21 protein-coding genes are annotated in these 24,228 nt (G+C 75.4%); 11 read left to right on the top strand and 10 right to left on the bottom strand.

The window, feature by feature from the left end:
* Positions 1 to 79: 79 nt before the first annotated feature.
* Positions 80 to 871 carry a metal-dependent hydrolase gene (locus AC230_RS04260; RefSeq protein WP_049715011.1) on the bottom strand — a complete coding sequence of 264 codons (792 nt, stop codon included), beginning with the start codon at positions 869 to 871 and terminating at the stop codon, positions 80 to 82.
* Between the two features lie 130 nt (positions 872 to 1,001).
* Between AC230_RS04260 and AC230_RS04255 the strand changes: the two genes are divergently transcribed.
* Positions 1,002 to 3,515 carry a DEAD/DEAH box helicase gene (locus AC230_RS04255; RefSeq protein ID WP_049714547.1) on the top strand — a complete coding sequence of 838 codons (2,514 nt, stop codon included), beginning with the start codon at positions 1,002 to 1,004 and terminating at the stop codon, positions 3,513 to 3,515.
* A 115-nt stretch (positions 3,516 to 3,630) separates the two neighbouring features.
* On the opposite strand, the gene AC230_RS32395 is transcribed toward AC230_RS04255, so the two are convergent.
* Both AC230_RS32395 and AC230_RS04245 read right to left on the bottom strand, forming a co-directional pair.
* Positions 3,631 to 4,596 (bottom strand): DUF6397 family protein, encoded by a 966-nt coding sequence (locus AC230_RS32395; protein ID WP_053160986.1) that lies wholly within the window; start codon positions 4,594 to 4,596, stop codon positions 3,631 to 3,633.
* Positions 4,597 to 4,662: 66 nt separating this feature from the next.
* Positions 4,663 to 5,031 (bottom strand): roadblock/LC7 domain-containing protein, encoded by a 369-nt coding sequence (locus AC230_RS04245; protein WP_049714546.1) that lies wholly within the window; start codon positions 5,029 to 5,031, stop codon positions 4,663 to 4,665.
* A 224-nt stretch (positions 5,032 to 5,255) separates the two neighbouring features.
* Here AC230_RS04245 and AC230_RS04240 point away from each other — a divergent pair, with 224 nt between their 5' ends.
* The 4 genes from AC230_RS04240 (at position 5,256) to AC230_RS04225 (ending at position 8,997) form a co-directional block, all read left to right on the top strand.
* The gene (locus tag AC230_RS04240; protein ID WP_422125551.1) at positions 5,256 to 5,624 is read left to right on the top strand and encodes a hypothetical protein; all 369 of its coding nucleotides are present in this window, start codon (positions 5,256 to 5,258) and stop codon (positions 5,622 to 5,624) included.
* Between the two features lie 180 nt (positions 5,625 to 5,804).
* A complete protein-coding gene (locus AC230_RS04235; protein ID WP_049714545.1) occupies positions 5,805 to 6,710 on the top strand; it encodes an alkaline phosphatase family protein in 906 nt (301 codons plus the stop codon).
* Positions 6,711 to 6,712: 2 nt separating this feature from the next.
* Entirely contained in the window at positions 6,713 to 7,978 is a 1,266-nt protein-coding gene (locus tag AC230_RS04230; protein ID WP_049714544.1) for an MFS transporter, read from the top strand.
* Positions 7,975 to 8,997 carry a TolB family protein gene (locus tag AC230_RS04225; protein ID WP_049714543.1) on the top strand — a complete coding sequence of 341 codons (1,023 nt, stop codon included), beginning with the start codon at positions 7,975 to 7,977 and terminating at the stop codon, positions 8,995 to 8,997. Before AC230_RS04230 ends, AC230_RS04225 begins: the two co-directional genes overlap by 4 nt.
* Before the next feature lie 16 nt (positions 8,998 to 9,013).
* Here AC230_RS04225 and AC230_RS04220 read toward each other — a convergent pair whose 3' ends face one another.
* Entirely contained in the window at positions 9,014 to 9,196 is a 183-nt protein-coding gene (locus AC230_RS04220) for a hypothetical protein (protein WP_049714542.1), read from the bottom strand.
* A 177-nt stretch (positions 9,197 to 9,373) separates the two neighbouring features.
* Here AC230_RS04220 and AC230_RS04215 point away from each other — a divergent pair, with 177 nt between their 5' ends.
* Entirely contained in the window at positions 9,374 to 12,253 is a 2,880-nt protein-coding gene (locus AC230_RS04215; RefSeq protein ID WP_049714541.1) for a DEAD/DEAH box helicase, read from the top strand.
* Entirely contained in the window at positions 12,250 to 13,407 is a 1,158-nt protein-coding gene (locus AC230_RS04210) for an SWIM zinc finger family protein (protein WP_049714540.1), read from the top strand. The genes AC230_RS04215 and AC230_RS04210 overlap by 4 nt, the downstream gene beginning before the upstream one ends.
* A 68-nt stretch (positions 13,408 to 13,475) precedes the next feature.
* Here the strand turns inward: AC230_RS04210 and AC230_RS04205 are convergent, their stop codons facing one another.
* Positions 13,476 to 13,802, bottom strand: a complete 327-nt coding sequence (locus AC230_RS04205; RefSeq protein ID WP_053160984.1) for a PT domain-containing protein — start codon at positions 13,800 to 13,802, stop codon at positions 13,476 to 13,478.
* Between the two features lie 156 nt (positions 13,803 to 13,958).
* On the opposite strand from AC230_RS04205, the gene AC230_RS04200 reads away from it, so the two are divergent.
* Positions 13,959 to 14,447 carry a hypothetical protein gene (locus AC230_RS04200; RefSeq protein WP_049714539.1) on the top strand — a complete coding sequence of 163 codons (489 nt, stop codon included), beginning with the start codon at positions 13,959 to 13,961 and terminating at the stop codon, positions 14,445 to 14,447.
* Here the strand turns inward: AC230_RS04200 and AC230_RS04195 are convergent.
* On the bottom strand, positions 14,392 to 15,258 hold the full coding sequence (locus AC230_RS04195) for a PI-PLC domain-containing protein (RefSeq protein WP_049714538.1): 867 nt from the start codon (positions 15,256 to 15,258) through the stop codon (positions 14,392 to 14,394). The two genes, AC230_RS04200 and AC230_RS04195, sit on opposite strands and share 56 nt — an antisense overlap.
* Before the next feature lie 199 nt (positions 15,259 to 15,457).
* Between AC230_RS04195 and AC230_RS04190 the strand changes: the two genes are divergently transcribed.
* Positions 15,458 to 16,735, top strand: a complete 1,278-nt coding sequence (locus AC230_RS04190; RefSeq protein WP_241833064.1) for a phosphodiester glycosidase family protein — start codon at positions 15,458 to 15,460, stop codon at positions 16,733 to 16,735.
* Between the two features lie 36 nt (positions 16,736 to 16,771).
* Here AC230_RS04190 and AC230_RS04185 read toward each other — a convergent pair whose 3' ends face one another.
* Positions 16,772 to 16,966, bottom strand: a complete 195-nt coding sequence (locus AC230_RS04185) for a hypothetical protein (protein WP_049714536.1) — start codon at positions 16,964 to 16,966, stop codon at positions 16,772 to 16,774.
* A 211-nt stretch (positions 16,967 to 17,177) separates the two neighbouring features.
* On the opposite strand from AC230_RS04185, the gene lysX reads away from it, so the two are divergent.
* On the top strand, positions 17,178 to 20,537 hold the full coding sequence (gene lysX, locus AC230_RS04180; RefSeq protein ID WP_049714535.1) for a bifunctional lysylphosphatidylglycerol synthetase/lysine--tRNA ligase LysX: 3,360 nt from the start codon (positions 17,178 to 17,180) through the stop codon (positions 20,535 to 20,537).
* Here the strand turns inward: lysX and AC230_RS04175 are convergent.
* Positions 20,532 to 21,425, bottom strand: a complete 894-nt coding sequence (locus AC230_RS04175) for a LysR family transcriptional regulator (RefSeq protein ID WP_049714534.1) — start codon at positions 21,423 to 21,425, stop codon at positions 20,532 to 20,534. The two genes, lysX and AC230_RS04175, sit on opposite strands and share 6 nt — an antisense overlap.
* 150 nt (positions 21,426 to 21,575) lie before the next feature.
* Here AC230_RS04175 and AC230_RS04170 point away from each other — a divergent pair, with 150 nt between their 5' ends.
* Positions 21,576 to 22,643: a surface layer protein gene (locus tag AC230_RS04170; RefSeq protein WP_049714533.1), complete on the top strand. Its 1,068-nt coding sequence runs from the start codon at positions 21,576 to 21,578 to the stop codon at positions 22,641 to 22,643.
* Here AC230_RS04170 and AC230_RS04165 read toward each other — a convergent pair.
* Entirely contained in the window at positions 22,622 to 23,308 is a 687-nt protein-coding gene (locus AC230_RS04165) for an ABC transporter ATP-binding protein (RefSeq protein WP_049714532.1), read from the bottom strand. The two genes, AC230_RS04170 and AC230_RS04165, sit on opposite strands and share 22 nt — an antisense overlap.
* Positions 23,301 to 24,188, bottom strand: coding sequence for an ABC transporter ATP-binding protein (locus tag AC230_RS04160; protein WP_049715007.1), 888 nt, complete (start codon positions 24,186 to 24,188; stop codon positions 23,301 to 23,303). The genes AC230_RS04165 and AC230_RS04160 overlap by 8 nt, the downstream gene beginning before the upstream one ends.
* Positions 24,189 to 24,228: the final 40 nt, after the last annotated feature.

Genomic DNA, 24,228 nt, shown 5'->3' with positions numbered 1-24,228 from the left:
GGAGCCTCGATGCCCCGGGCGGCAGCGCGCGAGAAACGGTGGAGGCGGGGATGCCCCCTGGTGGAGGGGCGGGGCACCCTCACAGAACGTCCAGCGCCCCCAACCCGCACGCGCCCCCGAGCACCATGAACACCGGCATCAGCACCTTCACCTCGACCCGGCTTCCCGCGCGGAAGCGCAGGGACTTCGGCGGGCCCACCGGATACCACCGCTTCCGGGCGATCGGCAGCGGCCAGAGGATCGGGCAGCCCGAGACCGTCAGCGCGTCGCCGATGTCGTGCACCAGGGCGCCGAGCACGATCGGCACGCCGAGCCACAGGTACTCGTGGCCGGGCCCGGTGAAGAGCCAGTCGGAGCCGTTGCCCGGCTCGTCGAGGACACCGGCCAGCAGCCAGGCGCTCGTGGCGCCGAGCAGCCACACGAGCACATCGCTCGACGTCCGTGCCGCCCGCCACAGCAGCCCCTCCACCGCGAGGACGAGGTGCACGAAGAGGATGCCGAGCACGGCCCACCGGTCACCGGTCATCGCCAGGGCCGATGTGCCGGCCCCTATGAGCACCGCCCACAGGGCCGTGTGCGTGAGCGTGCGGTGACCGCCGTTGCGGCGGGGATCGCCCTTGCCGCGGGTCGCCTTGTAGACCGCGTGGGAGAGGGCGTCGATGAGCCCGCACAGCAGCCGGGATATCGGCCCGAACGACCGCGATATCGTCGCGGACTTGTGGTCGAGGTCGGGGGCCAGCGCCGCTCCCGCGCAGATGAGGGCGCCGACGACGAGCACCGGCCACGGCATCGCGTAGTCGGTGCCCGCGACGGCCGCTCCCACCCCCAGCCAGGCCGCCGCCCCGGAGAGCGAGTGTGCCGGTCCCATCATGATCGTCCACCCCTTGGCCTCGCGGTCGCGCCGTCCTGACGCCGTGTCGGCCACTCAGCGTAATGCCCGGGTGATCATCGTTCGACCGCCCGGTTCCCGGATCGGGCCGGAGGCCAGGCAGTATGGAGGGGTGACCCTTATCGATCAGATGCCGAGCCATGCCGACCCCGACGCCCTCTTCGAGGCCTTCTCGACCTGGGCCGAGGAGCGCGGGATCACTCTGTACCCCGCCCAGGAGGAGGCGCTGATCGAGGTGGTCTCCGGGGCGAACCTGATCCTGTCGACCCCGACCGGCTCGGGCAAGAGCCTCGTCGCCGCCGGCGCGCACTTCACGGCGCTGGCCAACGACCAGGTGACGTTCTACACGGCGCCCATCAAGGCGCTGGTGTCGGAGAAGTTCTTCGACCTGTGCAAGATCTTCGGCACGGAGAACGTCGGGATGCTCACCGGCGACGCGTCGGTGAACGCCGACGCCCCGGTGATCTGCTGCACCGCCGAGGTGCTCGCCTCGATCGCGCTGCGCGACGGCAAGGACGCCGACATCGGCCAGGTCGTGATGGACGAGTTCCACTTCTACGCGGAGCCGGACCGCGGCTGGGCCTGGCAGATCCCGCTGCTGGAGCTCCCGCAGGCGCAGTTCGTGCTGATGTCGGCGACGCTCGGCGACGTCTCGCGCTTCGAGGAGGACCTGACCCGCCGCACCGGCCGGCCGACCGCCGTCGTGCGCTCGGCGACCCGGCCCGTGCCGCTGTCGTACGAGTACCGCTCGACGCCGCTGACGGAGACGCTGACCGAGCTCCTCCAGACCCGCCAGGCGCCCGTCTACATCGTCCACTTCACCCAGGCCGCGGCCGTGGAGCGGGCGCAGGCGCTGATGAGCATCAACATGTGCTCGCGCGAGGAGAAGGAGGAGATCGCCAAGCTCATCGGCAACTTCCGCTTCACCACCAGGTTCGGCCGGAACCTGGCGCGGTTCGTCAAGCACGGCATCGGCGTGCACCACGCCGGCATGCTGCCGAAGTACCGGCGGCTGGTGGAGCGGCTGGCGCAGGCCGGCCTGCTGAAGGTGATCTGCGGCACGGACACCCTGGGCGTGGGCGTCAACGTGCCCATTCGCACGGTGCTGTTCACGGCGCTGACCAAGTACGACGGGCAGCGGGTGCGCACGCTGCGGGCCCGGGAGTTCCACCAGATCGCGGGCCGGGCCGGGCGGGCCGGCTTCGACACGGCCGGCTTCGTCGTCGCCCAGGCCCCCGACCACGTCATCGAGAACGAGAAGGCGCTGGCCAAGGCGGGCGACGACCCGAAGAAGCGCCGCAAGGTGGTCCGCAAGAAGGCTCCCGAGGGCTTCGTCGGCTGGACGGAGAACACCTTCGAGAAGCTGATCGCCTCCGAGCCCGAGCAGCTCACCTCCCGCTTCCGGGTCACGCACGCGATGCTGCTGTCGGTCATCGCCCGTCCCGGCAACGCCTTCGAGGCGATGCGCCGCCTCCTGGAGGACAACCACGAGCCGCGCAGGAACCAGCTCCGGCACATCCGCCGCGCCATCGCCATCTACCGCTCGCTGCTGGACGGCGGCATCGTGGAGCGGCTGGACGAGCCCGACGCCGAGGGCCGCATCGTCCGTCTGACGGTGGACCTCCAGGCGGACTTCGCCCTCAACCAGCCGCTGTCGACCTTCGCGCTGGCCGCCTTCGAGCTCCTCGACCCCGAATCGCCGTCGTACGCGCTCGACATGGTCTCGGTCGTGGAATCCACGCTGGACGACCCGCGGCAGATCCTGGCGGCGCAGCAGAACAAGGCGCGCGGCGAGGCCGTCGCGGAGATGAAGGCGGACGGGGTCGAGTACGAGGAGCGCATGGAGCGGCTGATGGACATCGGCTACCCCAAGCCGCTCGAGGAGCTGCTGACGCACGCCTACGACGTCTACCGCAAGAGCCATCCGTGGGTCGGCGACCACCCGCTGTCGCCGAAGTCGGTCATCCGTGACATGTACGAACGGGCCATGACGTTCACGGAGTTCACCTCCTTCTACGACCTGGCCCGCACCGAGGGCATCGTCCTGCGCTATCTGGCGAGCGCGTACAAGGCGCTGGACCACACCGTGCCGGACGACCTGAAGTCCGACGACTTCGAGGACATCGTCGCCTGGCTCGGCGAGATGGTGCGCCAGGTGGACTCCAGCCTGCTGGACGAGTGGGAGCAGCTGGCCAACCCGGAGGAGGAGACGGCCGAGGAGGCCCAGGACCGCGCCGACCAGGTCAAGCCGGTCACGGCCAACGCGCGGGCCTTCCGCGTGCTGGTGCGCAACGCGCTGTTCCGCCGGGTGGAGCTGGCCGCGCTCGACAAGGTCGCCGAACTGGGCGAGATGGACGCCGAGTCCGGCTGGGACGAGGACCGCTGGGCGGCGGCCATGGACGCCTACTGGGACGAGTACGAGGAGCTGGGCACCGGCCCGGACGCGCGCGGCCCCAAGCTGCTCAGCATCGAGGAGCGGCCGGAGGACGGCCTGTGGCGGGTGCGGCAGACCTTCGCCGACCCGGAAGGCGACCACGACTGGGGCATTTCGGCGGAGGTGGACCTCACGGCGTCCGACGAGGAGGGCCGGGCGGTCATCCGCGTCATGGACGTGGGCCACCTGTAGGCGCGCGGGGCCCGAGCGGCCCGTCACGGGTGGTGCCCCCGCCGCGGGGGCACCACCGCCCTCCCGCGGGCGGCGGCCGCCCGGCGGTCGTCCGGCGGGGCCCGGCCGCCCCCGGCTACCGCGCATCGGACCGCGCGGGAGATCCCCCGCCGTCCGCGCGGCGCGCCCGCGACGCCCCGCACACCCGGCCGAGCAGGCGCCGGCCGAGCACACGCCGCGCCCGCCCCGCCCCGTCGCGCAGCAGCCCCGAGGCCGCGGAGGCCGCCCTCACCCGGGCACCCCGGACGGACCCCGGGCGCACGGCGGCCGGGCGGGCCGCTCCCCCGGCCCCGGTCCCCGCCGCGGGCACCCGCACCGGCTCCTCCGCACGCGCCCGCTCCACCAGCCCGGCCAGCTCCTCCCGGTAGCGCGCCGCCTCCTCGTCCTCCGCCAGCAGCAGCGCCGCCACGCACGCCTGCCCGGCGGGGGTGGCGGTCCGCACGGTGGTCAGCGCGGGGCGCAGGGCGGCCAGCCGGATCCGCTCCGCCGGATCGGGGACGGCGGCGGCGACGTCCGCGGGGGCGAGCACGGCGGCCGTCGCCGCCGCGCGGGCCCAGGGCGCCTCCGCCTGCTCCGTCAGCTGCCGGACGCGCAGCGCGCGCCAGTTGGCCGGCCGTTCGTCCCGGCCCGCCGCCACCGCGGCCCGCAGGGCAGCGGGCAGCGGCCCCTTGAGCAGCTCGGGATTGCGTTCCGCGAACTCCTCGACGTCCGTGGCGAGGTAGTGCCACACCACCACCCGGTAGCGGTTGAGGTGGAAGCGCACGGGGGTGAGGAGGCCGCAGCGGGCGAGCCGGGCGAAGCGCTCCGGCCGGACGCCGGCGAGCTCCGCGCCCCACGCCGTGCCGACCACGCGCAACCGGGCCCGCAGCGCGGCCTCGCGGCCCGCGTGCCGCCCGACCTCCGCGGCGGGCACCCTGCGCGGCCCTCCCGGGCCGGACGTCACCGTCCGCACCTCGCCCAGCTGGACCGCCAGCTCGAACTCCCCCGGCTTCAGCCCCAGTTCCCTGGCCGCCCGCAGCACCGGGACACACGTCTCCCCCATCGCACACCCTCCCGTCGTGCGTCGATTACCGACAGTGACGACTGTAGAGGAGGGGTACGACAACGGTCAGCGCTTGCCCGCGATCCGCTCGGCCAGCACCGTCATCTCGTAGGCGACCTGCCCGAGATCGGCCCCTTCGTCCCCCAGGACGCACAGACAGCGCTCCTCGTCCACGGCGGTGACGAACAGCACGCCGCGGTCGAACTCCACCATCGTCTGGCGCACCCGCCCCGCGCTGAACTGCCGTCCGGTGCCCCGCGCCAGGCTGTGCAGCCCGGAGGCGACCGCGGCGAGGTGCTCGGCGTCCTCCCTCGCCAGGCCCTCGGCCGCCCCGGTCACCAGCCCGTCCCCCGACAGCATGAGGGCGTGCCGTACGCCGGCCACCCTGCGGGCCAGGTCGTCCAGTATCGCGTCGAGCCCCTTGCCGAGTCCCATGCGTCGCCTCCCCGTTCCGCTGTTCCCGGCACTGCCGTGCCAGCCTTGCTCACCGGGCGTCCGGTCGGCAACCACGCGGCGCTCACCGGCCGGGCGCCGCCGGGGCTCCGGCCCGCGGGCACCAACGCGTCACACGCGCCTTCGCCTTCGTCCGCCCTGGGTTCAATCCCCGGACGACCGGGCACACTTGGACAACCTCAAGGTAGAGCCGCTCACGGGGGCAGGTGATCCGCGTGTTGGACAGGCTTCGCAGGTGGTGGGGCACGGACGGCCGACGCCCCGCCGAGCCGGACGGACGTACGGCGAAACGGTCCGGCAGGGACGGCGGGGCAGGCGGGGAGGAGAGGGCCGGCAGGAGCGGCAGGAGCGCCGGCAAGCACCCGAACCTGTTCGAGGCCGCGGCCGCCTACATCGCCGCGTGCGCCGAGAACGACCAGGACTCGGGCGCGGAGGCGGCCCGTTGGGTCTCCCCCGAGGCGCTCGGCTTCGGAGTGAACGAACTGGCCTGCCGGGCCGTCCGCACGCTCGCCCGCGAACACGGCACGTCCCCGCGGGAGGTGGCCCGCTCCCTGCTCGGACTGCCCCGCGGCTGACCCCGGTACACACCCCCCACGAACCGGCCGCACACCGCTCGGCGACCGTTCCCCCGGCCGTCACCGACGAGCCGTGCACATGTCACCACCCGCCCCTAGGCTGCCGCGTACGTCCCTCCCGCGCCACCGCCCGGCCCGCACCCCGTCCCCGATCCCCCACCTCGACACCTCGGAGGACCCGTGCCCAGCACCCCTTCGTCCCCCACCGCCGCCCGTCCCTCCCGCAGACACCGGGCCGGCGTCCTGGGCGCCGCGCTCGCCGTCGTCGCCGGCGCCCTGGGCCTGTGGGTCGCCGACTCCTCGGCCTCCCCGGCGGCGGCCGGGCTCCCCACGCCCGACCACGTCGTGGTCGTCGTCTTCGAGAACCGCGCCTACGACCAGGTCATCGGCTCCTCCTCGGCCCCGTACATCAACTCCCTGGCCGCGGGCGGCGCGAGCCTCACCGCCTCCTACGCGGAGACCCACCCCAGCCAGCCCAACTACTACGCGCTGTTCTCCGGCGACACCCAGGGGATCACCGACGACGGCTGCGTGGACGTCGGGGCCCTCGACGAACCCAACCTCGCCACCGAACTGGCCGCCGCGGGGAAGACGTGGGCGAGCTACAACGAGTCGCTGCCGTCGGAGGGGTCCACGACGTGCGGCAGCGGCAGGTACCGGCAGAAGCACAACCCGTGGTTCGGCTTCGGCAACGTGCCCACGAGCACGGCGCACACCTTCGCCGCCTTCCCCTCCGACTACACCGAGCTGCCCACGGTCTCGTTCGTCGTCCCGGACATGTGCAGCGACATGCACGACTGCTCCATCGCCACCGGCGACACGTGGCTCAGGAAGAACCTCAAGGGCTATGCCGACTGGGCGGCTTCGCACAACAGCCTCCTGCTCGTCACCTTCGACGAGGACAACCGGCTCAGCGGCAACCGCATCCCCACCGTCCTGTACGGCCAGCCGGTCAAGCGCGGTTCGGGCTCCGGCACGACGTACAACCACTACGACGTGCTGCGCACCATCGAGGACATGTACGGCACCGCGCACGCCGGCAACGCCGCGCGCGGCAAGGACATCACCGGCGTCTGGAACAGCTGACCGTGTACCTCGCGGACGGCCGCACCCCACCGCCCCGCGCCGCCGCCCCCGCTGGCCGCCACGGCCGGCGGGGTGCCGCGATTCCGGCGACGGTCCTCGCCCTGGGCACGGTCAGCCTGGTCACGGACGTCTCCTCGGAGATGGTCACCGCCGTGCTGCCGCTCTACCTGGTGTCCGGGCTCGGGCTCTCGCCGCTCGGCTTCGGCCTGCTGGACGGCGTCTACAACGGCGTCGGCGCGCTCGTCCGGCTCGCCGGCGGCCGCGTCGCCGACCGGGGCGGCCACAAGGCCGTGGCCGCCGCCGGATACGGCCTGTCGGCCCTGTGCAAACCGCTGCTGCTCCTGGCCCACACCCTCCCCCTGATCGGCGCCGTGCTCGCCGCCGACCGCACCGGCAAGGGCCTGCGCACCGCCCCGCGCGACGCCCTCATCTCCCTGGCGAGCGAACCGGCCGCGCGGGGACGGGCGTTCGGGGCGCACCGGGCCATGGACACCGCCGGGGCGCTCCTGGGCCCCGTCGCGGCCTTCCTCCTCCTGCGGGCGGCGGCCGGGGGGTACGACGCGGTGTTCACCGTGAGCGGGTGCGTGGCCGCGCTCGGCGTGCTCGTCCTGCTGCTCTTCGTCCCGGCCCGCCCCTCCCCCGGTGGCGCCTCCGCCGGGGCAGGGGCGCCGGCCCCCGCGCCCCGCACGCCCGTCCGCGCGCTGCTGCGCCGCCCGGCGGTGCGCCGGCTGACGGTCTGCGCGGTGCTGCTGGGGCTGACGACGGTGAGCGACTCGTTCCTCTACCTGACGCTCCAGCGCCGCCTGGACCTGTCCGAGTCCTGGTTCCCGCTGCTGCCGCTGGGCACCTCGGGGGTCTTCCTGGCGCTGGCCCTGCCGCTGGGCGCCCTCGCCGACCGGACCGGCCGCCGGCGGCTGTTCCTCTGCGGGCACGCGGCCCTGCTGGGGGCGTACGCGCTGCTCCTCGCACCGTGCGGCACCTCGCCCGCGCTCGCCGGTGCGGTCCTGGCCCTGCACGGCTGCTTCTACGCGGCGACCGACGGCGTCCTCGCCGCCGCGACCGCGGACGCGGTGCCGGAGGAGGCGCGCGGCAGCGGCCTGGCCGTGGTGCAGACCGGCCAGGCGGCCGCGCGCTTCGCCTGCTCGCTGGCGTTCGGCGCGGCCTGGACGGCCTGGGGCGACCGGACGGCACTGGGCGCGGCGGCCGCCGGGCTCGCCGTCTCGACGCTGGCCGGCGCGGTGCTGCTGCGCCCCGGGCGGGCGCGGTGAGGGCCGGCCGGGCACGGCGCGTCCTGATCCTGCTCGCCGCCGTCCTCGTGCTCGGCGGCGTGGCGCTCGGCGCCGTCCTGCACGCGGCCGGGCGGGCGGCGGACGAGGGCCGGGAGCGGGCCGGCGCGCCCCGGGTGCGCCCGGGCGCGGTGGTGCTGGGCGCGGCGGGCCGGGGCGTCTTCCGCAACATGGCCTGGGGGCCGCACCGCGACGAGATCGTCTCGGTGGACGCCCGGGATCCGGCGGGTCCGCGCACCGCCTCCGGCGTGCGCTGCCTGCGCTTCCACGCGGCGGGCGGCACGGCGGTCTGTCTGCGGTCGGTGCGCCGGGGGCTGCGCGACACGTACCGGGCCGTCGTGCTGGACGCCCGGCTGCGCGAGCGGGGCCGCTACGAGCTGGCGGGCGTGCCGAGCCGGGTGCGGGTCGCGCCGGGCGGGCGCGTGGCGGCGTGGACGGTGTTCGTCAACGGTGACGCATACGCGGGCGGTTCGTTCTCGACCCGGACGTCCGTGCTGGACGTGCGCTCCGGCGCGCTGGACCGGAACATCGAGACGTACCGCTTCGTCCTGGACGGCCGTCCGCGCCGGCCCGCCGACCTGAACGTGTGGGGCGTCACCTTCGCCGACGACGACCGCTTCTACGCGACGGCCGCGACGGGCGGGCGCACCTACCTCGTGGCGGGCGACCGCGCCACGCGCACGCTGCGCTCCGTGCACGCCAACGTGGAGTGCCCGTCGCTGTCACCGGACGGCACACGCGTCGCGTACAAGAAGCGGGTGGCGGGCCCGTCCTCGGACGCGCCGTGGCGGCTGTACGTACTGGACCTGCGTTCGGGGCGGGAGACGGCCACGGCGGAGCGGCGCAGCGTGGACGATCAGGCCGTCTGGCGGGACCCGCGCACCCTGGTGTATTCGCTGCCCGGCGACTACGGGTCGGACCTGTGGACGGTGCCGGCGGACGGCTCCGGCGCGCCGCGCGTGCTGACGGAGGCCGCCCTGGCGCCGGTGTTCGGCCCCTGAGCGGGACCGGGGCCGCTCAGCGGCCGAGCTCCTTGCGGGTCACGCGCCGCAGCCGCCTGCGCTGCGCGGGGTCCAGCAGGAGGTACGCGCCGACGGGGACGCCCACCATCACCAGCACGGCCGCCCAGAAGGGCAGCACCAGCAGGAGCAGTGCCCCCACCGCGACGCCGCCGACGGCGATCTTGGCCCTGTTGCTCATCTCCGTACCTCCTCCGCTCCGTCCTCACAACGCCCGGCGTCCGCGGGCGGTTCCCCGCGTCAAGTGTCCCTCGCCCCGCCGGGCGGCAGTGGCGCGGCTCACACCCCGGCGGGCTTCGCCTGGGGCCTCCGTCCTGTACCCTCGGCGACTCCGACTCCCACTAGTCAAATTTGAGGAATGCGCAGCGCTGTGACGCCCAACCCTGCCGCGACGCCCTCCGAGATCTCCCTGCTCTCCCGCTGCTCCGCCGTCCACCTCCCCGCCGACCCTCCCCGCGAGGGCCGGGTCGCCTTCTGGCTCCCCGACGGCCAGGCCCCCGTGGTGCGGGGGCAGGTCGAGGACCTGACGGTCGTCGTCCCCGCCGAGGGCGACGTGACCACCACGACCGTCCGGGCCGTCCTGCTGCCCGTCCGCGCGGCCCTGCCCGTCCTCACCCGCGCCCGCGCCGGACGGGCCGGCGCGGCGGCCGCCTTCTGGGGCGCGGCCGCCGTGCTCGCCCTCCAACTGGCCGCCCGCGGGCGCCTGTTGCCCGGCCTGAGCGCCGACGACCACGACGCCTGGCGGGCCGGCCCGCTCACCGCCGAGGACCTGCGGCGCGTCCAGGAGCTGGCGGACGCCATGCCGCCGGAGGCGCACGCCGTCCCCGTGCCCGGCAGCGATCCGCTGCTGCTGCCCGAACCGCTGCGGCTGCTGCGCTCGTTCCTCGACGCCGTCGCCGACACCCTGCCCCGCTCGGCCGCGGCGGCCGCCGCCGCGGGCGGCCCGGCCTTCGCCTCCCCCGAGGTGCGCCGCCGCCCCGGACTGCGGCCCTGGGCCGACGCGGTGGCCGCCGGGCACGACGCGGGCGTCCGCCTGTCGCTGCGCGTCGAGGCCCTGGGCCCGCTGGGCGAGGACGGCGCGGGCCCCCGCTTCCGGGCCGTCCTCCAGGTGCACGGCCTGGCCGACCCCGCCCTCGTCGCGGACGCCGCCGACGTGTGGTCGGACGGCTCCCCCGCCGCCGCCCGCTTCGGCCGCGGCGTCCGCCGCACCGCGCTGCTGGCCCTGCGCCGGGCGGCCCACGCCTGGCCGGCCCTCGCCCCGCTGCTCTCCTCGCCCGTCCCCGACGCCCTCGACCTGGCCGACGAGGAGGTGACCGGGCTGCTCGGCGGCGCCGCCCGCGCGCTGGACGCGGCCGGCGTGGAGGTCCACTGGCCGCGGGAGTTCGTCCGGACGCTCACCACGCACGCCGTGGTCGGCCCGCCCGACGGGGAGCGGCGTTCGGGCCTGCCGTCGCTGCTGTCCGCCGACGCCCTGCTGGCGTTCGGCTGGCGGCACGCGCTCGGCGGCCGCGAGCTGACCCGCGCCGAGCTGGACCGGCTGGCCGAGGCGAGCCGCCCGGTCGTGCGGCTGCGCGACCAGTGGGTGCTCGTCGACCCCGCCGTCGCCCGCCGCGCCCTCGAACGGCGCGACCGCAAGGTCACCCCCGTCGAGGCGCTGGGCATCGCCCTCACCGGGCGCGCCCCCGCCGCCGAGGGGGACGACGAGGACACGGTCGAGGTCCGCCCGACGGGCTGGCTGGCCGAGCTGCGCGACCGCGTCGCCGATCCCGAGGCCGCCGACGGCCTGTCGGCCCAGCCCGCCGCGCTCGCCGCCACCCTGCGCGACTATCAGCTCCGCGGCCTGGCCTGGCTCCACCGGATGACCTCCCTCGGTCTCGGCGCCTGCCTCGCCGACGACATGGGCCTCGGCAAGACCATCACCCTCATCGCCCTGCACCTGCACCGCCAGTCGCTGCCCGACGCGGCGGGCCCGACCCTGGTCGTCTGCCCCGCCTCCCTCATGGGCAACTGGCAGCGCGAGATCGAACGGTTCGCCCCCGGCACGCCCGTCCGCCGCTTCCACGGCCCCGGCCGGAGCCTGGAGGCCGTGGCCGGGGGCGAGTTCGTCCTCACCACGTACGGCACGATGCGGCTCGACGCGGCGCGCCTCGCCGGGACGGAGTGGGGCATGGTCGTCGCCGACGAGGCCCAGCACGTCAAGAACCCCTACTCCGCCACGGCGCGCGGGCTGCGCACCATCGGCGCCGGGGCGCGCGTCGCCCTCACCGGCACCCCGGTCGAGAACAACCTCTCCGAGCTGTGGGCCGTCCTCGACTGGACCACGCCCGGACTCCTCGGCTCCCTGAGCGCCTTCCGCCGCCGCTACGCCCACGCCGTCGAGGGCGGCGCGGACCCCGACGCCGCACACCGGCTCGCCGCGCTCGTCCGCCCCTTCCTGCTGCGCCGCCGCAAGTCCGACCCGGGCATCGCGCCCGAACTGCCGCCCAAGACCGAGACGGACCGGGCCGTCGCGCTCACCCCCGAACAGGCGGGCCTGTACGAGGCGGTGACGCGCGAGCTGCTCGACCAGGTCGCCGAGGCGGACGGGCTGGAGCGGCGCGGACTGATCGTCAAGCTCCTCACCGGCCTCAAGCAGGTCTGCAACCACCCCGCGCAGTACCTCAAGGAGGACGAGCCGCGCATCGCCGGGCGGTCGGGAAAGGTGGAGCTGCTGGACGAGCTGCTCGACACGATCCTCGCCGAGGGCGCGGCCGTGCTGGTGTTCACCCAGTACGTGCGGATGGCCCGGCTGCTCGAACGGCACCTCACCGGGCGGGGCGTCGGCGTGCAGCTCCTGCACGGCGGCACGCCCGTCGCGCGGCGCGAGGAGATGGTGCGCCGCTTCCAGGACGGCGAAGTGCCCGTCTTCCTGCTGTCGTTGAAGGCGGCGGGCACCGGCCTGAATCTCACCCGCGCCGAGCACGTCGTCCACTTCGACCGCTGGTGGAACCCCGCCGTCGAGGCCCAGGCCACCGACCGCGCCCACCGCATCGGCCAGACCCGGCCCGTCCAGGTGCACCGGCTGGTCGCCGAGGGGACGGTCGAGGACCGCATCGCCGAGATGCTCGGCCGCAAACAGGCGCTCGCCGACGCCGTGCTGGGCACGGCGGGCGACGACGACGACGCGATCGGCCGCCTCACCGAACTGACCGACGCCGAACTGGCGGAACTCGTCTCCCTGGGGGGAACGCACCGATGACCGAGCGCATCTTCGCCCCGCTGCCGCCCGCCGGCGGCGGGGCCTTCGCCCGGAGCAACTGGGGGCGGGCCTGGCTCAAGGCCCTGGAGGACACCGCGCTGGACGGCGCCCAGGTCAAGGCGGGCCGCCGGCTCGCCCGGACGGGCGCGGTCGGCGCCGTGTCCGTACGCCCGGGCCGCATCACCGCCGTCGTCCACGACGTCCGGGCCGACGTGGTGGTCCAGCGGCTGTCCGACGCGGACTGGGAGCGGCTCCTCGGCCTGGTCGCCGACCGGGCCGGGCACCTCGCCGCCCTGCTCGACCGCGACGTGCCGCCGGGCCTCGCCGAGGACGCCGCCGCCTCCGGCGTCGAACTCCTCCCGGGAATAGGCGACGTCGAGCCGGAGTGCGGCTGCGGCGCGTGGGACCACTGCGCGCACACGGCCGCCCTGTGCCACCAGGTGGCCCGGCTCCTCGACCAGGACCCGTTCGTCCTGCTCCTGCTGCGCGGCCGGGGCGAGGAGGAGATCCTCGCGGCGCTGCGCACGGCCGGACCGTCCACGGCGGGCGTCCCGGCGCGCGAGGCGTTCGCCCTGCGCGCCCTGACCCCGCCCCTCCCGCCCCTCCCGGACGGGCCTCCCCCGGCCCCGGCCCCCCTGCCGTCCCTGACCGGCACCGAGCCCGCGCCCCCCGCCGGACTCGACGCCGCGGCCCTGGAGTTCCTGGCGGCGGCAGCGGCGGAACTGGCCCGCCGGCTGCTGGCGGAGGCACCGGACGCCCCCGACCTGACGCTGCGTCAGGATACCGCCCGCCTCGCCGCCATGGCTCCCCCCGCCCCCGTCACCGAACGCCTCGCCCGGGCCCACGGCTGCGCCCCGGACGAGCTGGCCCGCGCCGCCCGCGCCTGGACCCACGGCGGCCCCGCCGCCCTCGCCGCCCTGGAGGACGCCTGGAGCCCCGCCGAACCCGAGCGGCTGGACGCCGAGTTGTCGTCCGCCCTCGCCGAATCCCCCGGCGACGGCCGCCCCCGCCGGGAGGGCAACCGCTGGCACCTGGACGGCTCCGCCGAGCTGCGCTACGGCCGGGACGGCCGCTGGTGGGCCGTCCGCGACGGGGAGTTGGCGGGCCCGGGCGAGCGGGACGCGGCGGTGGCACTGGGCCTGCTCATGACCTGACGGCGCGCCCGGCGCCCCTCACCCGCCGCGCCGCACGAACCGCCCGCCCCGGCCTTCCACGCCCCGCGTCACCCGGCACCCCCGCCGAACAGCCCGGAGGGGAGCGCCGTCGGCAGGTCCGTCGGCAGGCTCGTGGGCAGGTCCGTCGGCAGACCGGTGGGAAAGCCGGTGGGGAGGCCGGACGGCAGGGCGGGGGCGGACGGCGGGGGCGTCGGGGTCGGGGCCGTCGGGGACGGGCCGGGGCCGCCCCGCGTCAGCGCGGCCACCCCCGCGGCGATGCCGCCGAAGGCCACCAGGGCGACCAGGACGTACAGCAGCCGGCGCCGCCCGCCGTGGGACGGGGGGCCGGCGGGCCAGGGGGGCGGAGGGCCGAAGGAGCGGCCGTCGGGCGGCATGGAGCCAGCGTGCCGGTCACCGCCCGGCCCGCGGCCGGACGTGACCGTACCGGTACGCGCTCCGGGCCGGACCCCGACGTTCCGTCACCCCGCCGCCCCACACCCCCGCGCGTGGCGCTCCTTCCGGAACGATTCTCCGATCGTACGATTTGCCGGATGACTGTTGATACGCACCAGAACGTCACTGAGGCCAAGGCCCAGGCGGCCCGCCTCCTGCTGGCCTTCCGGCACGGCAATCAACGGGCCTTCGACGACTCCCTGCCCGGGGAGAGGACCGAGACGCGCGAGCTGATCGCCACGCTCGTCTGGATCGCCAACGAGGCGGTCGACAAGGTGTATCTGCCGGGCGTCGCCGACCGGGTCCTGCGCCGGCTCGCCAGCAGGTCGCCGGACGCGCCGGGCTGGGTCCCGACCGACGAGGAGGCGGCCCCGCATGTCGCACTGCTCCTGGAATCCGTGCGGCGGCAGGACACGCACACGGTGGGCGAGCTGGTCAGCGCCACACCCGACACCACGTTCCTGCTCGGCAAGCTGCTGGACGCGGTGGCCCGGCTGCTGCCACTCGTACCCGAGCGGGAACTGCGCCGCGTCATCGTCGAGCTGCGCGGAGGAACGCCTCCAGCCCCGCGAGGTCATCGGTGTTGAGGTAGCCGGCCCCCGCCGCCAGCAGCTCCCGCCACAGCGCCTCGCGCGCGGGCCCCGGCGCGTCCGGCGTGGCCCAGAAGCGCACCTGCCGGCCCTCGCCCCGCGCGGCGGCGGCCAGGCGCCGCAGCCGCGCCCGCTCGTGCTCCGGGACCGGCCCCACGCCCCGCCAGGTGAAGTGCAGCCCCCAGTCGTCGCTGACGAGAGGCATGAACGAGGCCGGCGCGCCGCCGCCGAGGTCGCCGAGCCGCCCGTCGTAGAAGGCGTGCCGCACCCGCTCCGCGGCCATCGGCCCGCGCGCTCCGCGGTCGCCGGAGACGACGGCGGTCACCGCCCCGCGCCGCACCCTGCCGTCCGCGGCGACGGTGAGCATCCCGTGGTACGGGCGCAAGTGGCGGGAGAGTTCGCGGTAGGCGGGGCCGCCGGGGGACTTGATGTCGATGAGGAGTTGCAGGGTGCGGTCGTATCCCCGGTACACGCGGCCGTCGTTGGCGCGGACGCGGCGCAGGAGCGGGTCGAGGTAGAGGGATTCCAGGGTGCGCCGCGGGTCGAGGCGTCCGGCGTCGTGGCCGACGAGGAGTTGTTCCCCGACGAGCCAGATGTCGGCCTCGACGCTGTCGAAGCCGTGCGCGAGGGCGTCGGTGAGCGGGTGCGGGTGCTCGTAGTCGTTGTGCGCGTGCGCGTGGCGCAGCGGCGCTCTGCCGCCGCCCGTGGCGAGCGCGGGTGCGGCCAGGGAGCCCGCGAGGGCGGCTCCGAGGGTGACGACGGCGGCGCGGCGCGTGTGCGGGCGCGGCCGTGCGGGGCGGGGGGTCATCGGGGTCACGGTCCCTCCAGTGGGATAGCCGCGCTGGGCGCGTGCCGTTGGGAGTGAGTATCGGGGCCCGAAGGGCCGTTCGGCAGGGACGTGCCGAGAGTTGCCCCGTTCGCCGCCGGTGCTTTCACGGGCGTTCTTCCGGGGCAGGGATAAGGCCCCTGTGCTGTGGCGGAGTTGACGAGTTCTCTGGGGTTCGAGGGTGAGCAGACGCGGAGGCCGCGTGCGCGCGGTGCTGTCGGTGCTGGTGGCGTGGGTGGCGTGGGTCGGCGGGGACGTCGGCGGTGGCGCCCCCGCGGCGTGGGCGGCCCGGGCCGCTCCCGCCGCGCCCGGGCGGGAGGCCGCCGAGCTGCGCGTGGGCGCGGTGTCGGCGGTCGCCCCGGGGGTGGGCTACCGGGAGTTCTCGTTGAAGGGGCGGCACGGTCCGGCCCACGGGCATCTGCTGACGGTGGACCTCCGGGAGCGGCGGGTGTCGGTGGATGTCTTGTACCCCGGCGTGGTGGGCGCACGGTCCCGGATCTCCCAACTGGCCGACGCCCGGGGCGCGGTGGGCGGGGTGAACGGGGACTTCTTCAACATCTCGGAGGAGCAGCACCCCGGCGTGGAGGCCACCGGTGCCCCGGTCGGCCCGGCGGTGGCGGGCGGCCGGGCCCTCAAGTCGGCCGTGCCGTACGGGCAGCGCTTCGGCCCGGAGACGCCGCGGGGGGTCTCCACCGAGGACGTCCTCGCCGTCGGCACGGACAGGGTCGCGCGGCTGGACCGGCTCCGGGCGGACGGCGTCGTCCGGGCCGGGGAGGACGAGCTGGAGCTGAGCGGCTTCAACCAGTACGCGATCCCGGTGGGCGGGGTCGGCGCGTACACCTCCGACTGGGGCTCCGCGTCACGGCTGCGCGCGACCTGCGGGACGGACCGCGACCGGGCCGCGCCGTGCAGCCGGACCACCTACGAAGTGACCGTGCGGAACGGGCGGGTGACGGCCGTGTCGCGCAGACCGGGCCGGGGCCGGGTACCCCGGGGGACGGTGGTGCTCGTGGGACGCGAGGGCGGTGCGCGGGACCTGAGCCGGCTGGAGGTCGGCGAGGAGGTGGAGGTGACGCACCGGCTGCGCTCGCGGGAGGGCGGTGCGCCGCACTGCGCGCTGGGCGGCTTCCCGGTCCTGCGCGACGGCCGCGCGCCGGCCGGGCTGGACGCGGTGACGGGCGCGGTGCGCACGGCGGCGGGCGTCGCCGACCGCGGTCACCGGCTGTACCTGCTGGCGCTGGACGGCCGGGCCGCCTACCGCGGCGGCCTGACGCTGGCCGAACTGGCCTCGGCGATGCGCGGGCTGGGCGCGGAGGACGCCTTCAACCTGGACGGCGGCGGGTCGAGCACGCTGGTCACGCGCGATCCGCACGGCGGCCGGGCCACGGTCCGCAACCATCCGTCGGGCGGCGCGGAACGGGCCGTGGCCAATGGGATCGGGGTCTTCCTCAGGAACTGAGGATCAGGAACCGGGGGCGAGGATGCCGGGGGCGGTTCAGGGACGGACGCTCGCGACGAGGTCGGTGGTGGCGGTGATGCCGTGGTGGATGGTCGGCGCGATGCTGGTGCTGGCGAGCATGAAGCCCAGCAGGATGCACACCAGCGCGTGGGACATCCGGAGGCCGCCGTTGCGGAGGAAGACCACTGCCAGGACGACGAGCAACACAATCACGGAGATCGAAACGGCCATGACGTACCTCCTGGTGGAGCTGCGGACGTCCGCTCAGTGTCGCGTATCCCGCCATGTCCCCTCTCACAGTGAATGTCCTCCTTTCGGGTGGCACATGGAGGAATCGGGCCCGGGTGGCCGCGTTCGCCTCGGCAGTACGGGTGAGTCCACGCGCCTACGTTCCAGTGGTGTTCGACGCGCGGTCGCTGCCGGGCCTGCCTAGGCTGACGGAATGAGCCGCACAGCCCGGGGGCGCGGGCGCGCCACGACGCAGAAGACGGAGGTCCGGACGGCTGAGGACGGCGAGCCGGACTCCCCCTGGCGCCGGTTCAGGCACCGGGTGCCCAGCGGCTTCGCGCTCTTCTTCGGCCTCCTCGGCGTCTTCTGCGCGCTGACGTCACTGATCCCGCCGCTGCGCAGCGGCGCCCATCCCGTCACCGAGGCCCTGGACACCCTCACCGTCCCCACCGCCCCCAACCTCGCCTACGCGGTCTTCCTGCTGCTGCTCGCCACGGCGATGGCCGCGCGCAAGCGCGTCGCCCTGTGGTTCGTGCTGGCCTATCTGGCGCTGCTGGCCCTCGCGGACGTGCTGCTGCTGTTCGCCGACTACTGGGACACGGTCCCCTCCCTGGTCCTCTCGCTCGCGGCGATGGCCCTGCTGGTGCTGGCCCGCGACGAGTTCTACGCGCAGGTGCGGCGCGGCGCGTTCCTGCGGGCGCTGCTGGTGCTGGTCGCGGGGCTCGCCGCGGGCACGCTGGTGGGCTGGGGCCTGGTGTCGCTGTTCCCCGGCTCGCTGGAGCGCGGCGGCGGCAACCGGCTGATGTTCGTCGCCAACAAGGTGTGCGGCGGGCTCGTCAGCGGCCGGCACTTCACCGGGCACCCGCCGCACCCGGTCTACTTCCTGCTCGGCCTCTTCGGCGCGCTCGCCCTCATCAACGCGACGATGACGCTGTTCCGTTCACAGCGCCTGGAGGCGGCCCTCCACGACGACGAGGAGCCGCGCATCCGCGCGCTGCTCGCCCGCTACGGCGGCGGGGACTCGCTGGGCTACTTCGCGACCCGCCGCGACAAGGCCGTCGTCTTCTCCCCCAGCGGCAAGGCGGCCGTCACCTACCGCGTCGAGGCCGGTGTCTGCCTGGCCTCCGGCGATCCGCTGGGCGACCCCGAGGCGTGGACGCCGGCGATCGACGCCTGGCTGGAGCTGGCCGGACGCCACGGCTGGCAGCCCGCCGTGATGGGCGCCAGCGAGGCCGGCGCCCGGGCGTACGCCCGCTCGGGGCTGGGCGCGCTGCAACTCGGCGACGAGGCGATCCTCCAGGTCGCCCACTTCGACCTGGAGGGCCGCGAGATGCGCGTGACCCGGCAGGCCGTCAACCGCGTCGAGCGCACCGGCGCCACCGTCCGCATCCGCCGCCACGCCTCCCTCACCGACGAGGAGATGGGGGAGGTCATCGCCCGCGCCGACGCCTGGCGGGACACCGAGACCGAGCGGGGCTTCTCGATGGCGCTCGGCCGCCTCGGCGACCCCGCCGACGGGGACTGCCTGCTCGTCGAGGCGTTCGACAGCGAAGGCGACATGATCGCGCTGCTGTCCTTCGTCCCCTGGGGGCGCGACGGCGTCTCCCTGGACGTGATGCGCCGCGACCGGGCCGCGCCCAACGGCGTCATGGAGTTCATGGTCGCCCGGCTGTGCGCGCAGGCCGGCCGCTTCGGCATCAAGCGGATCTCGCTCAACTTCGCCGTCTTCCGCTCGGCCTTCGAGGAAGGCGCCCGCATCGGCGCCGGGCCGGTGCTGCGGCTGTGGCGCAAGCTGCTCCTCTTCTTCTCCAAGTGGTGGCAGCTGGAGGCCCTTTACCGCTCCAACGTCAAGTACAACCCCGAGTGGCACCCCCGCTTCCTCTGCTACGCCGACGCCGGCGCCCTCGCCCGCATCGGCCTCGCCTCCGGCATCGCCGAGGGCTTCGTCTCCGTCCCCAGCCTCGGCCAGCTGTGGGGCCGGGGCCGCGCGCGGGGCGCCGCCCGACCCGCCTCCACCGCCGGCCTGCCCCCGCTGTCCGAACTCGACCTCGGCACCGACGCCGCCGGCGAACTCGTCAAGGACGAACTGGAGGGCCTGCCCGAGCAGGTGCGCGTCCGGCGGCACAAGCTGGACCGGCTGCGCCGCGAGGGCGTCGACCCGTACCCGCCGACCGCCCACCGCACCCACACCTGCGCCGCCGTCCGCGCGGCCCACGGCATCCTCCCGCCCGGCACCCGCACCGGCGACCGCGCGGCCGTCGCCGGCCGCGTCCTGCTGCTCCGCAACCACGGCGGCATCGCCTTCGCCGTCCTGCGCGACTGGTCCGGCGACCTCCAGCTCGCCGTCTCCCGCGACGGGTCCGGGCCCGAGCTGCTCCGCCGCTTCACCCGCCTCGACCTCGGCGACCACATCGAGGCCGAGGGCGAGATCGGCGCCAGCGACAAGGGCGAGCTCACCCTCTTCGTCACCCGCGCCCGGCTCACGGCCAAGTGCCTGCGCCCGCTGCCCGACAAGCACCGGGGCCTGGCCGACCCCGAGGCCCGCGTCCGCATGCGCTACGTCGACCTCGCCGTGTCGCCGGAGGCCCGGCGCACCGTGCGCGCCCGCAGCGCCGCCGTCCAGGCGCTGCGGCGCGGCCTGCTGGAGCGCGGCTACCTGGAGGTCGAGACGCCGATGCTCCAGCAGGTCCACGGCGGCGCCAACGCCCGCCCGTTCACCACCCACATCAACGCCTACGACCTCGACCTCTACCTCCGCATCGCCCCCGAGCTGTATCTGAAGCGGCTGTGCGTCGGCGGGCTGGAGAAGGTCTTCGAGCTGGGCCGCACCTTCCGCAACGAGGGCGTCTCCTACAAGCACAACCCCGAGTTCACGATGCTGGAGGCGTACGAGGCGTTCGCCGACTACGACGTGATGCTGAACCTGACCCGCGAACTCGTCCAGGAGGCCGCCGTCGCGGCGCACGGCGCGCCGGTCGCGCTGCGCACGGACCCCGACTCCGGGAAGACGACCGAGCTCGACATCGCGGGCGAGTGGCCGGTGCGGACGGTGCACGGCGCCCTCTCGGAGGCGCTCGGCGAGGAGGTCACCCCGGACACGCCCGAGGCCGCCCTGCGCCGCCTCTGCGACGCGTCGGGCGTCCCCCACCGTCCCGAACACTCCCGTGGCGACGTCGTGCTGGAGATGTACGAACGCCTCGTCGAGGAACGCACCACCCTGCCCGTCTTCTACAAGGACTTCCCGACGGACGTCTCCCCGCTCACCCGCCCCCACCGGGCGGACCCGCGCCTGGCCGAACGCTGGGACCTGGTCGCCTTCGGCACGGAACTGGGCACGGCCTACTCGGAGTTGACGGATCCGGTGGAGCAGCGCAACCGCCTGACGGCCCAGTCGCTGCTGGCGGCGGGCGGCGACCCGGAGGCGATGGAGCTGGACGAGGACTTCCTGCGGGCTCTGGAGTACGCGATGCCGCCGACGGGCGGGCTGGGCATCGGCGTGGACCGCCTGGTGATGTTCCTGACGGGTCTCTCGATCCGCGAGACGCTCCCCTTCCCGCTGGTGCGGACGCTATGACCCCTCCCCGAGCACGGCTTCGGCGAGCCGTTCCCGGAACCAGCGGTGGCCCGGGTCGGCCTCGTTGCGCGGGTGCCAGGCCATGCCGATCTCCAGGGGAGCGAGGTCCAGGGGCACGGGGAAGGTGCGCAGGCCGAGGGCCGCGAGGGTGTCCGGCATCCAGTCGGCCAGGGTGATCGTGACGAGGTCGGTGTCGCGGGCGAGCAGCATCGCGCTCGTGTGGCCGGGGACGACGGCGGCGATCCGCCGGCGCAGCCCGAGTCCGGCGAGTGCGGTGTCGATGGGCCCGAGCCGCTTGCCGCGGCGCGAGACGCCGATGTGGTCGGCCGCGGCGAACGACCGCGCGTCGACCGGCCCGTCGAAGAGCGGGTGACGTGCGCGGGCGACGCCCACGACCGTCCGGCGGACGAGGCTGCGGGTCCGTATCTCGGGTTCGAGATCCCCCAGGGATCCCAGTTCGACGTCGATCCACCCCTGCCGCAGCCCCGGTCCGCCTTCCACGGACTCGGGCAGGAAGACCACGTCCACGTGCGGGGCCTCCCGGTGGATCCGCTCGGTCAGGACCCCGGCCGTCCCGACCAGGAGGACGTCGGAGGCCTGGACGGTGAAGGTGCGCCGGAGGCGGGCGGGCTCGAAGCCGGCCCCGGGCCGCAGGACCTCGTCGCACCGGCGCAGCAACGCCCCCACCTCGTCCCGGAGTTCCAGCGCCCGGGGCGTCGGCACCAGCCCCTGGCCCGCGCGGACCAGCAGGGGGTCGCCGACGGCGCGGCGGAGCCGGGCCAGGGTGCGGCTGACCGCCGCGGGCGAGGTGCCGAGGCGCTCGGCGGCGCGGGTGACGCTGTTCTCCTGGAGCAGGACGTCCAGGGCCCGCAGCAGGTTGAGATCCATCAGGGGTACCCCTTCTGAGCTGCACTTTTACGGGGACGGCAAGGATCGGTTGCCGATTCTTGCATGGCTTCCCCACCCTTCTTCGCCGAGGGTGGAGGGGTCCGCGGAACGACGCGCGACATCCTCGTACCACCGTTGAAGGAGCTTTCTGTGCACCAGTCCCCGCGTGCCGGCCGGGAAGGCGACGTCCTGGCCGTGGTCAGCCAGAGCGGATCGGCGGTCTCGTTCTTCGACGCGGCCTCCGACCGGCGTCTCGGCTCGGTGGACGTCGCCGCCCAGCCGCACGAGGTGTGCTTCGACCCGACGCGGCGCCTGGTGTGGTGCGCGTCGACGTACCACTCGGGCTACTACCACGCCAACAGCGGCCGGCAGACCGTGCTGACCGTCATCGACCCCGACACGCGCCGTGTCGTCGACACCGTCGACCTGGCTCCCGAACACGGGCCGCACGGCCTCGCGTTGGACGTGGAGCGCGGCCGTCTGTACGTCGGCGTGGAGGCCTCGGCGGACCGGCCCGGGGGCGTCGTGGTGATCGACGCCGCGACGCGCCGTCCGCTGGGCCGGATCGACACCGGGGCACCCGGCCCGCACTGGTTCGCCGTCGATCCGGCGGGCCGGACCGGGTACGCCACCAACAAGGAGGCGCCGTTCGTCTCGGTGGTCGACCTCGAACGGGGCACTCTCACCGCGAAGATCGAGGTGCCGGGCAGCGAGGGGCTCGCCGTCTCCGCCGACGGCTCGCAGGTCTTCGTCGCCTCGCCCTACGCCCTGTTCTCGGGGAAGCCCGGGGACGCGGCGGGCGGGGAGCCGCCCGTCACCGGCGTCCGGGTGGTCGACGCGGCGACGGCGTCCGTCGTCGGCGTCCTGCCCACCGACCACCTCGTGATGCCGGTGCATCTGACGTCGACCGGCAAGGTGCTGGCGGGCGAGGTGTGCATGGAGGCCGGTCCGGAGTCCCGTCCGGGGCGCCACGCGCCGGGCCGGCTCACGGTGTTCGACGCCGCGACCCGTGAGCTCCTGGGCCGGCTGCCGGTCGGGCGCTTCCCGTTGACCATCACCGCGTCACCCGACGGCCGGCTCGCCTATGTGGCCTGTGTGGTCTCCTCGACCGTCCACGTCGTGGACCTGGAGACGCTGGAGGAGTCGGCCCTGCTGGAGATCGCCGCGGCCGGCGAGGCCGGCGCCCACGGCCTGGCCTACATCCCGCGCCCGGCCTGACCGCCGCCCGTGGGGCCGCTCCCCGGCGCCAGGTCCGTCCAGCGCACCACCCGGTCGCACCACCGTCCCAGCAGCACCGGGTCGTGGCCGACCGCCAGCAGGCCCGCGCCGTTCTCGCGGCGGTAGTCCTCGACGACGGAGACCAGCGCCGCCGTCGTCGAGGCGTCCAGCATGGCCGTCATCTCGTCGCAGACGAGCCAGCGCGGCCGCAGGGCCAACGCGCGGGCCAGGCAGGCGCGTTGCAGCTGGCCGTCGCTGACCTGGTGGGGGCGGCGGGCCAGCAGGTCGTCCGAGAGGCCGACGGCGGTGGCGAGTTCACCGATGCCGTCCGGGGCGCCGGTCGCGCGCAGCGGTTCGGCGATCAGGTCGCGCAGCCGCAGGCGCGGGTCGGCGGACAGGCGGGGCTGCTGGAAGACGACGCCGAAGGCGGTGCGCTGGGCGCGGGGCGCGCGGTGGCGCCAGCCCCGCGCCTCGGTGCCGTCCACGACGACGGTCCCCGCGTCCGGCCGGTGCAGCAGCGCCGCCACCCGCGCCAGCGTCGACTTGCCGCACCCGCTCGGGCCGAGCAGCCCGACGGACTCGCCCGCGGCCAGGGTCAGGGACACGTCGCGGACGACGGGTGCGCGCCGGTCGTATCCGGCGGTGATGCCGCGCAGTTCAAGCACGGGAGGCCTCCGGGGCGTGGTGGCAGGCGACGGTGCCGTCGAAGGCCGGCACAGCGGCGCAGGCGTCCGTCGCCGACGGGCAGCGCGCGGCGAACGCGCAGCCCGGGGGCAGCGCGTCGAGCTCCGGCGGCATGCCGGGGATCGGGGTGAAGGACCGTTCGGGCAGGGCGTCGAGCAGGCCGCGCGCGTACGGGTGCCGGGGGCCGGGGGAGCCGAAGAAGCGGGCGGCGTCGGCCAGTTCGACGATCCGGCCCGCGTACATCACCGCCACCCGGTCCGCGATCCGCTCGGCCGCCGCCAGGTCATGCGTGATCATCAGCAGCGCGTGGCCGGCGTCCACATGGCGCCGCAGCTCGTCCGCGGTGCGCTCCACCAGCTCCCGGTCGAGCCCCGTCGTCGGCTCGTCGGCCAGCAGCAACGGCGCGTCCCCGACGAGCGCGAGCGCCGTGGCCGCCCGCTGGGCGAGGCCGCCGGAGAGCTGGTGCGGGTACCGGTCGAGGTGGTCGGCGGGGAAGGAGGCCCGCGCGGCGGCGGCCTCCTCGCCGCCCCGCCGTCCGGTCAGCTCGCGCAGGGTCTCGCGCAGGTGGGAGCGGACCGTCCGCACGGGCGTCAGGTGCGCCGACGGGCTCTGCGGCACCAGGCCGACCCGCCGCCCCCGCACCGTCCGCGCGAGCACCCGCTCATCCGCCGCCGTCAGGTCGAGGCCGCCGCCGAGCAGCGCCCGCCCCGAGGCCACGGCGTTGCCCGGCAACAGCCCCAGCAGGGCGGACGCGAGCACGGACTTGCCGCAGCCGCTCTCGCCGATGAGCGCGAGGCACTCGCCCTCCCGGAGCTCGAACGACACGTCGGTGACGGCCGCGACCTCCCGTCCGCCCGGCATGCGGAAGCGGACGGTCAGTCCACGGACGTCCAGCAGGGGC

This window comes from Streptomyces caatingaensis (assembly GCF_001187435.1).
Taxonomy (GTDB): domain Bacteria; phylum Actinomycetota; class Actinomycetes; order Streptomycetales; family Streptomycetaceae; genus Streptomyces; species Streptomyces caatingaensis.
The sequence above is the reverse complement of the archived record's forward strand: the minus strand, read 5'-3'. Positions and strand labels throughout refer to the sequence as shown.

What these genes read in the sequence shown, in the direction of transcription:
- AC230_RS04210 (WP_049714540.1), top strand. Translation starts at nt 12,250, where the DNA reads ATGACCGAGCGCATCTTCGCCCCGCTGCCGCCCGCCGGCGGCGGGGCC.
- lysX (WP_049714535.1), top strand. Translation starts at nt 17,178, where the DNA reads ATGAGCCGCACAGCCCGGGGGCGCGGGCGCGCCACGACGCAGAAGACG.
- AC230_RS04215 (WP_049714541.1), top strand. Translation starts at nt 9,374, where the DNA reads ATGCGCAGCGCTGTGACGCCCAACCCTGCCGCGACGCCCTCCGAGATC.
- AC230_RS04245 (WP_049714546.1), bottom strand. Translation starts at nt 5,031, where the DNA reads ATGGGACTCGGCAAGGGGCTCGACGCGATACTGGACGACCTGGCCCGC.
- AC230_RS32395 (WP_053160986.1), bottom strand. Translation starts at nt 4,596, where the DNA reads ATGGGGGAGACGTGTGTCCCGGTGCTGCGGGCGGCCAGGGAACTGGGG.
- AC230_RS04260 (WP_049715011.1), bottom strand. Translation starts at nt 871, where the DNA reads ATGATGGGACCGGCACACTCGCTCTCCGGGGCGGCGGCCTGGCTGGGG.
- AC230_RS04160 (WP_049715007.1), bottom strand. Translation starts at nt 24,188, where the DNA reads ATGCCGGGCGGACGGGAGGTCGCGGCCGTCACCGACGTGTCGTTCGAG.
- AC230_RS04185 (WP_049714536.1), bottom strand. Translation starts at nt 16,966, where the DNA reads ATGGCCGTTTCGATCTCCGTGATTGTGTTGCTCGTCGTCCTGGCAGTG.
- AC230_RS04205 (WP_053160984.1), bottom strand. Translation starts at nt 13,802, where the DNA reads ATGCCGCCCGACGGCCGCTCCTTCGGCCCTCCGCCCCCCTGGCCCGCC.
- AC230_RS04175 (WP_049714534.1), bottom strand. Translation starts at nt 21,425, where the DNA reads ATGGATCTCAACCTGCTGCGGGCCCTGGACGTCCTGCTCCAGGAGAAC.
- AC230_RS04195 (WP_049714538.1), bottom strand. Translation starts at nt 15,258, where the DNA reads ATGACCCCCCGCCCCGCACGGCCGCGCCCGCACACGCGCCGCGCCGCC.
- AC230_RS04220 (WP_049714542.1), bottom strand. Translation starts at nt 9,196, where the DNA reads ATGAGCAACAGGGCCAAGATCGCCGTCGGCGGCGTCGCGGTGGGGGCA.
- AC230_RS04200 (WP_049714539.1), top strand. Translation starts at nt 13,959, where the DNA reads ATGACTGTTGATACGCACCAGAACGTCACTGAGGCCAAGGCCCAGGCG.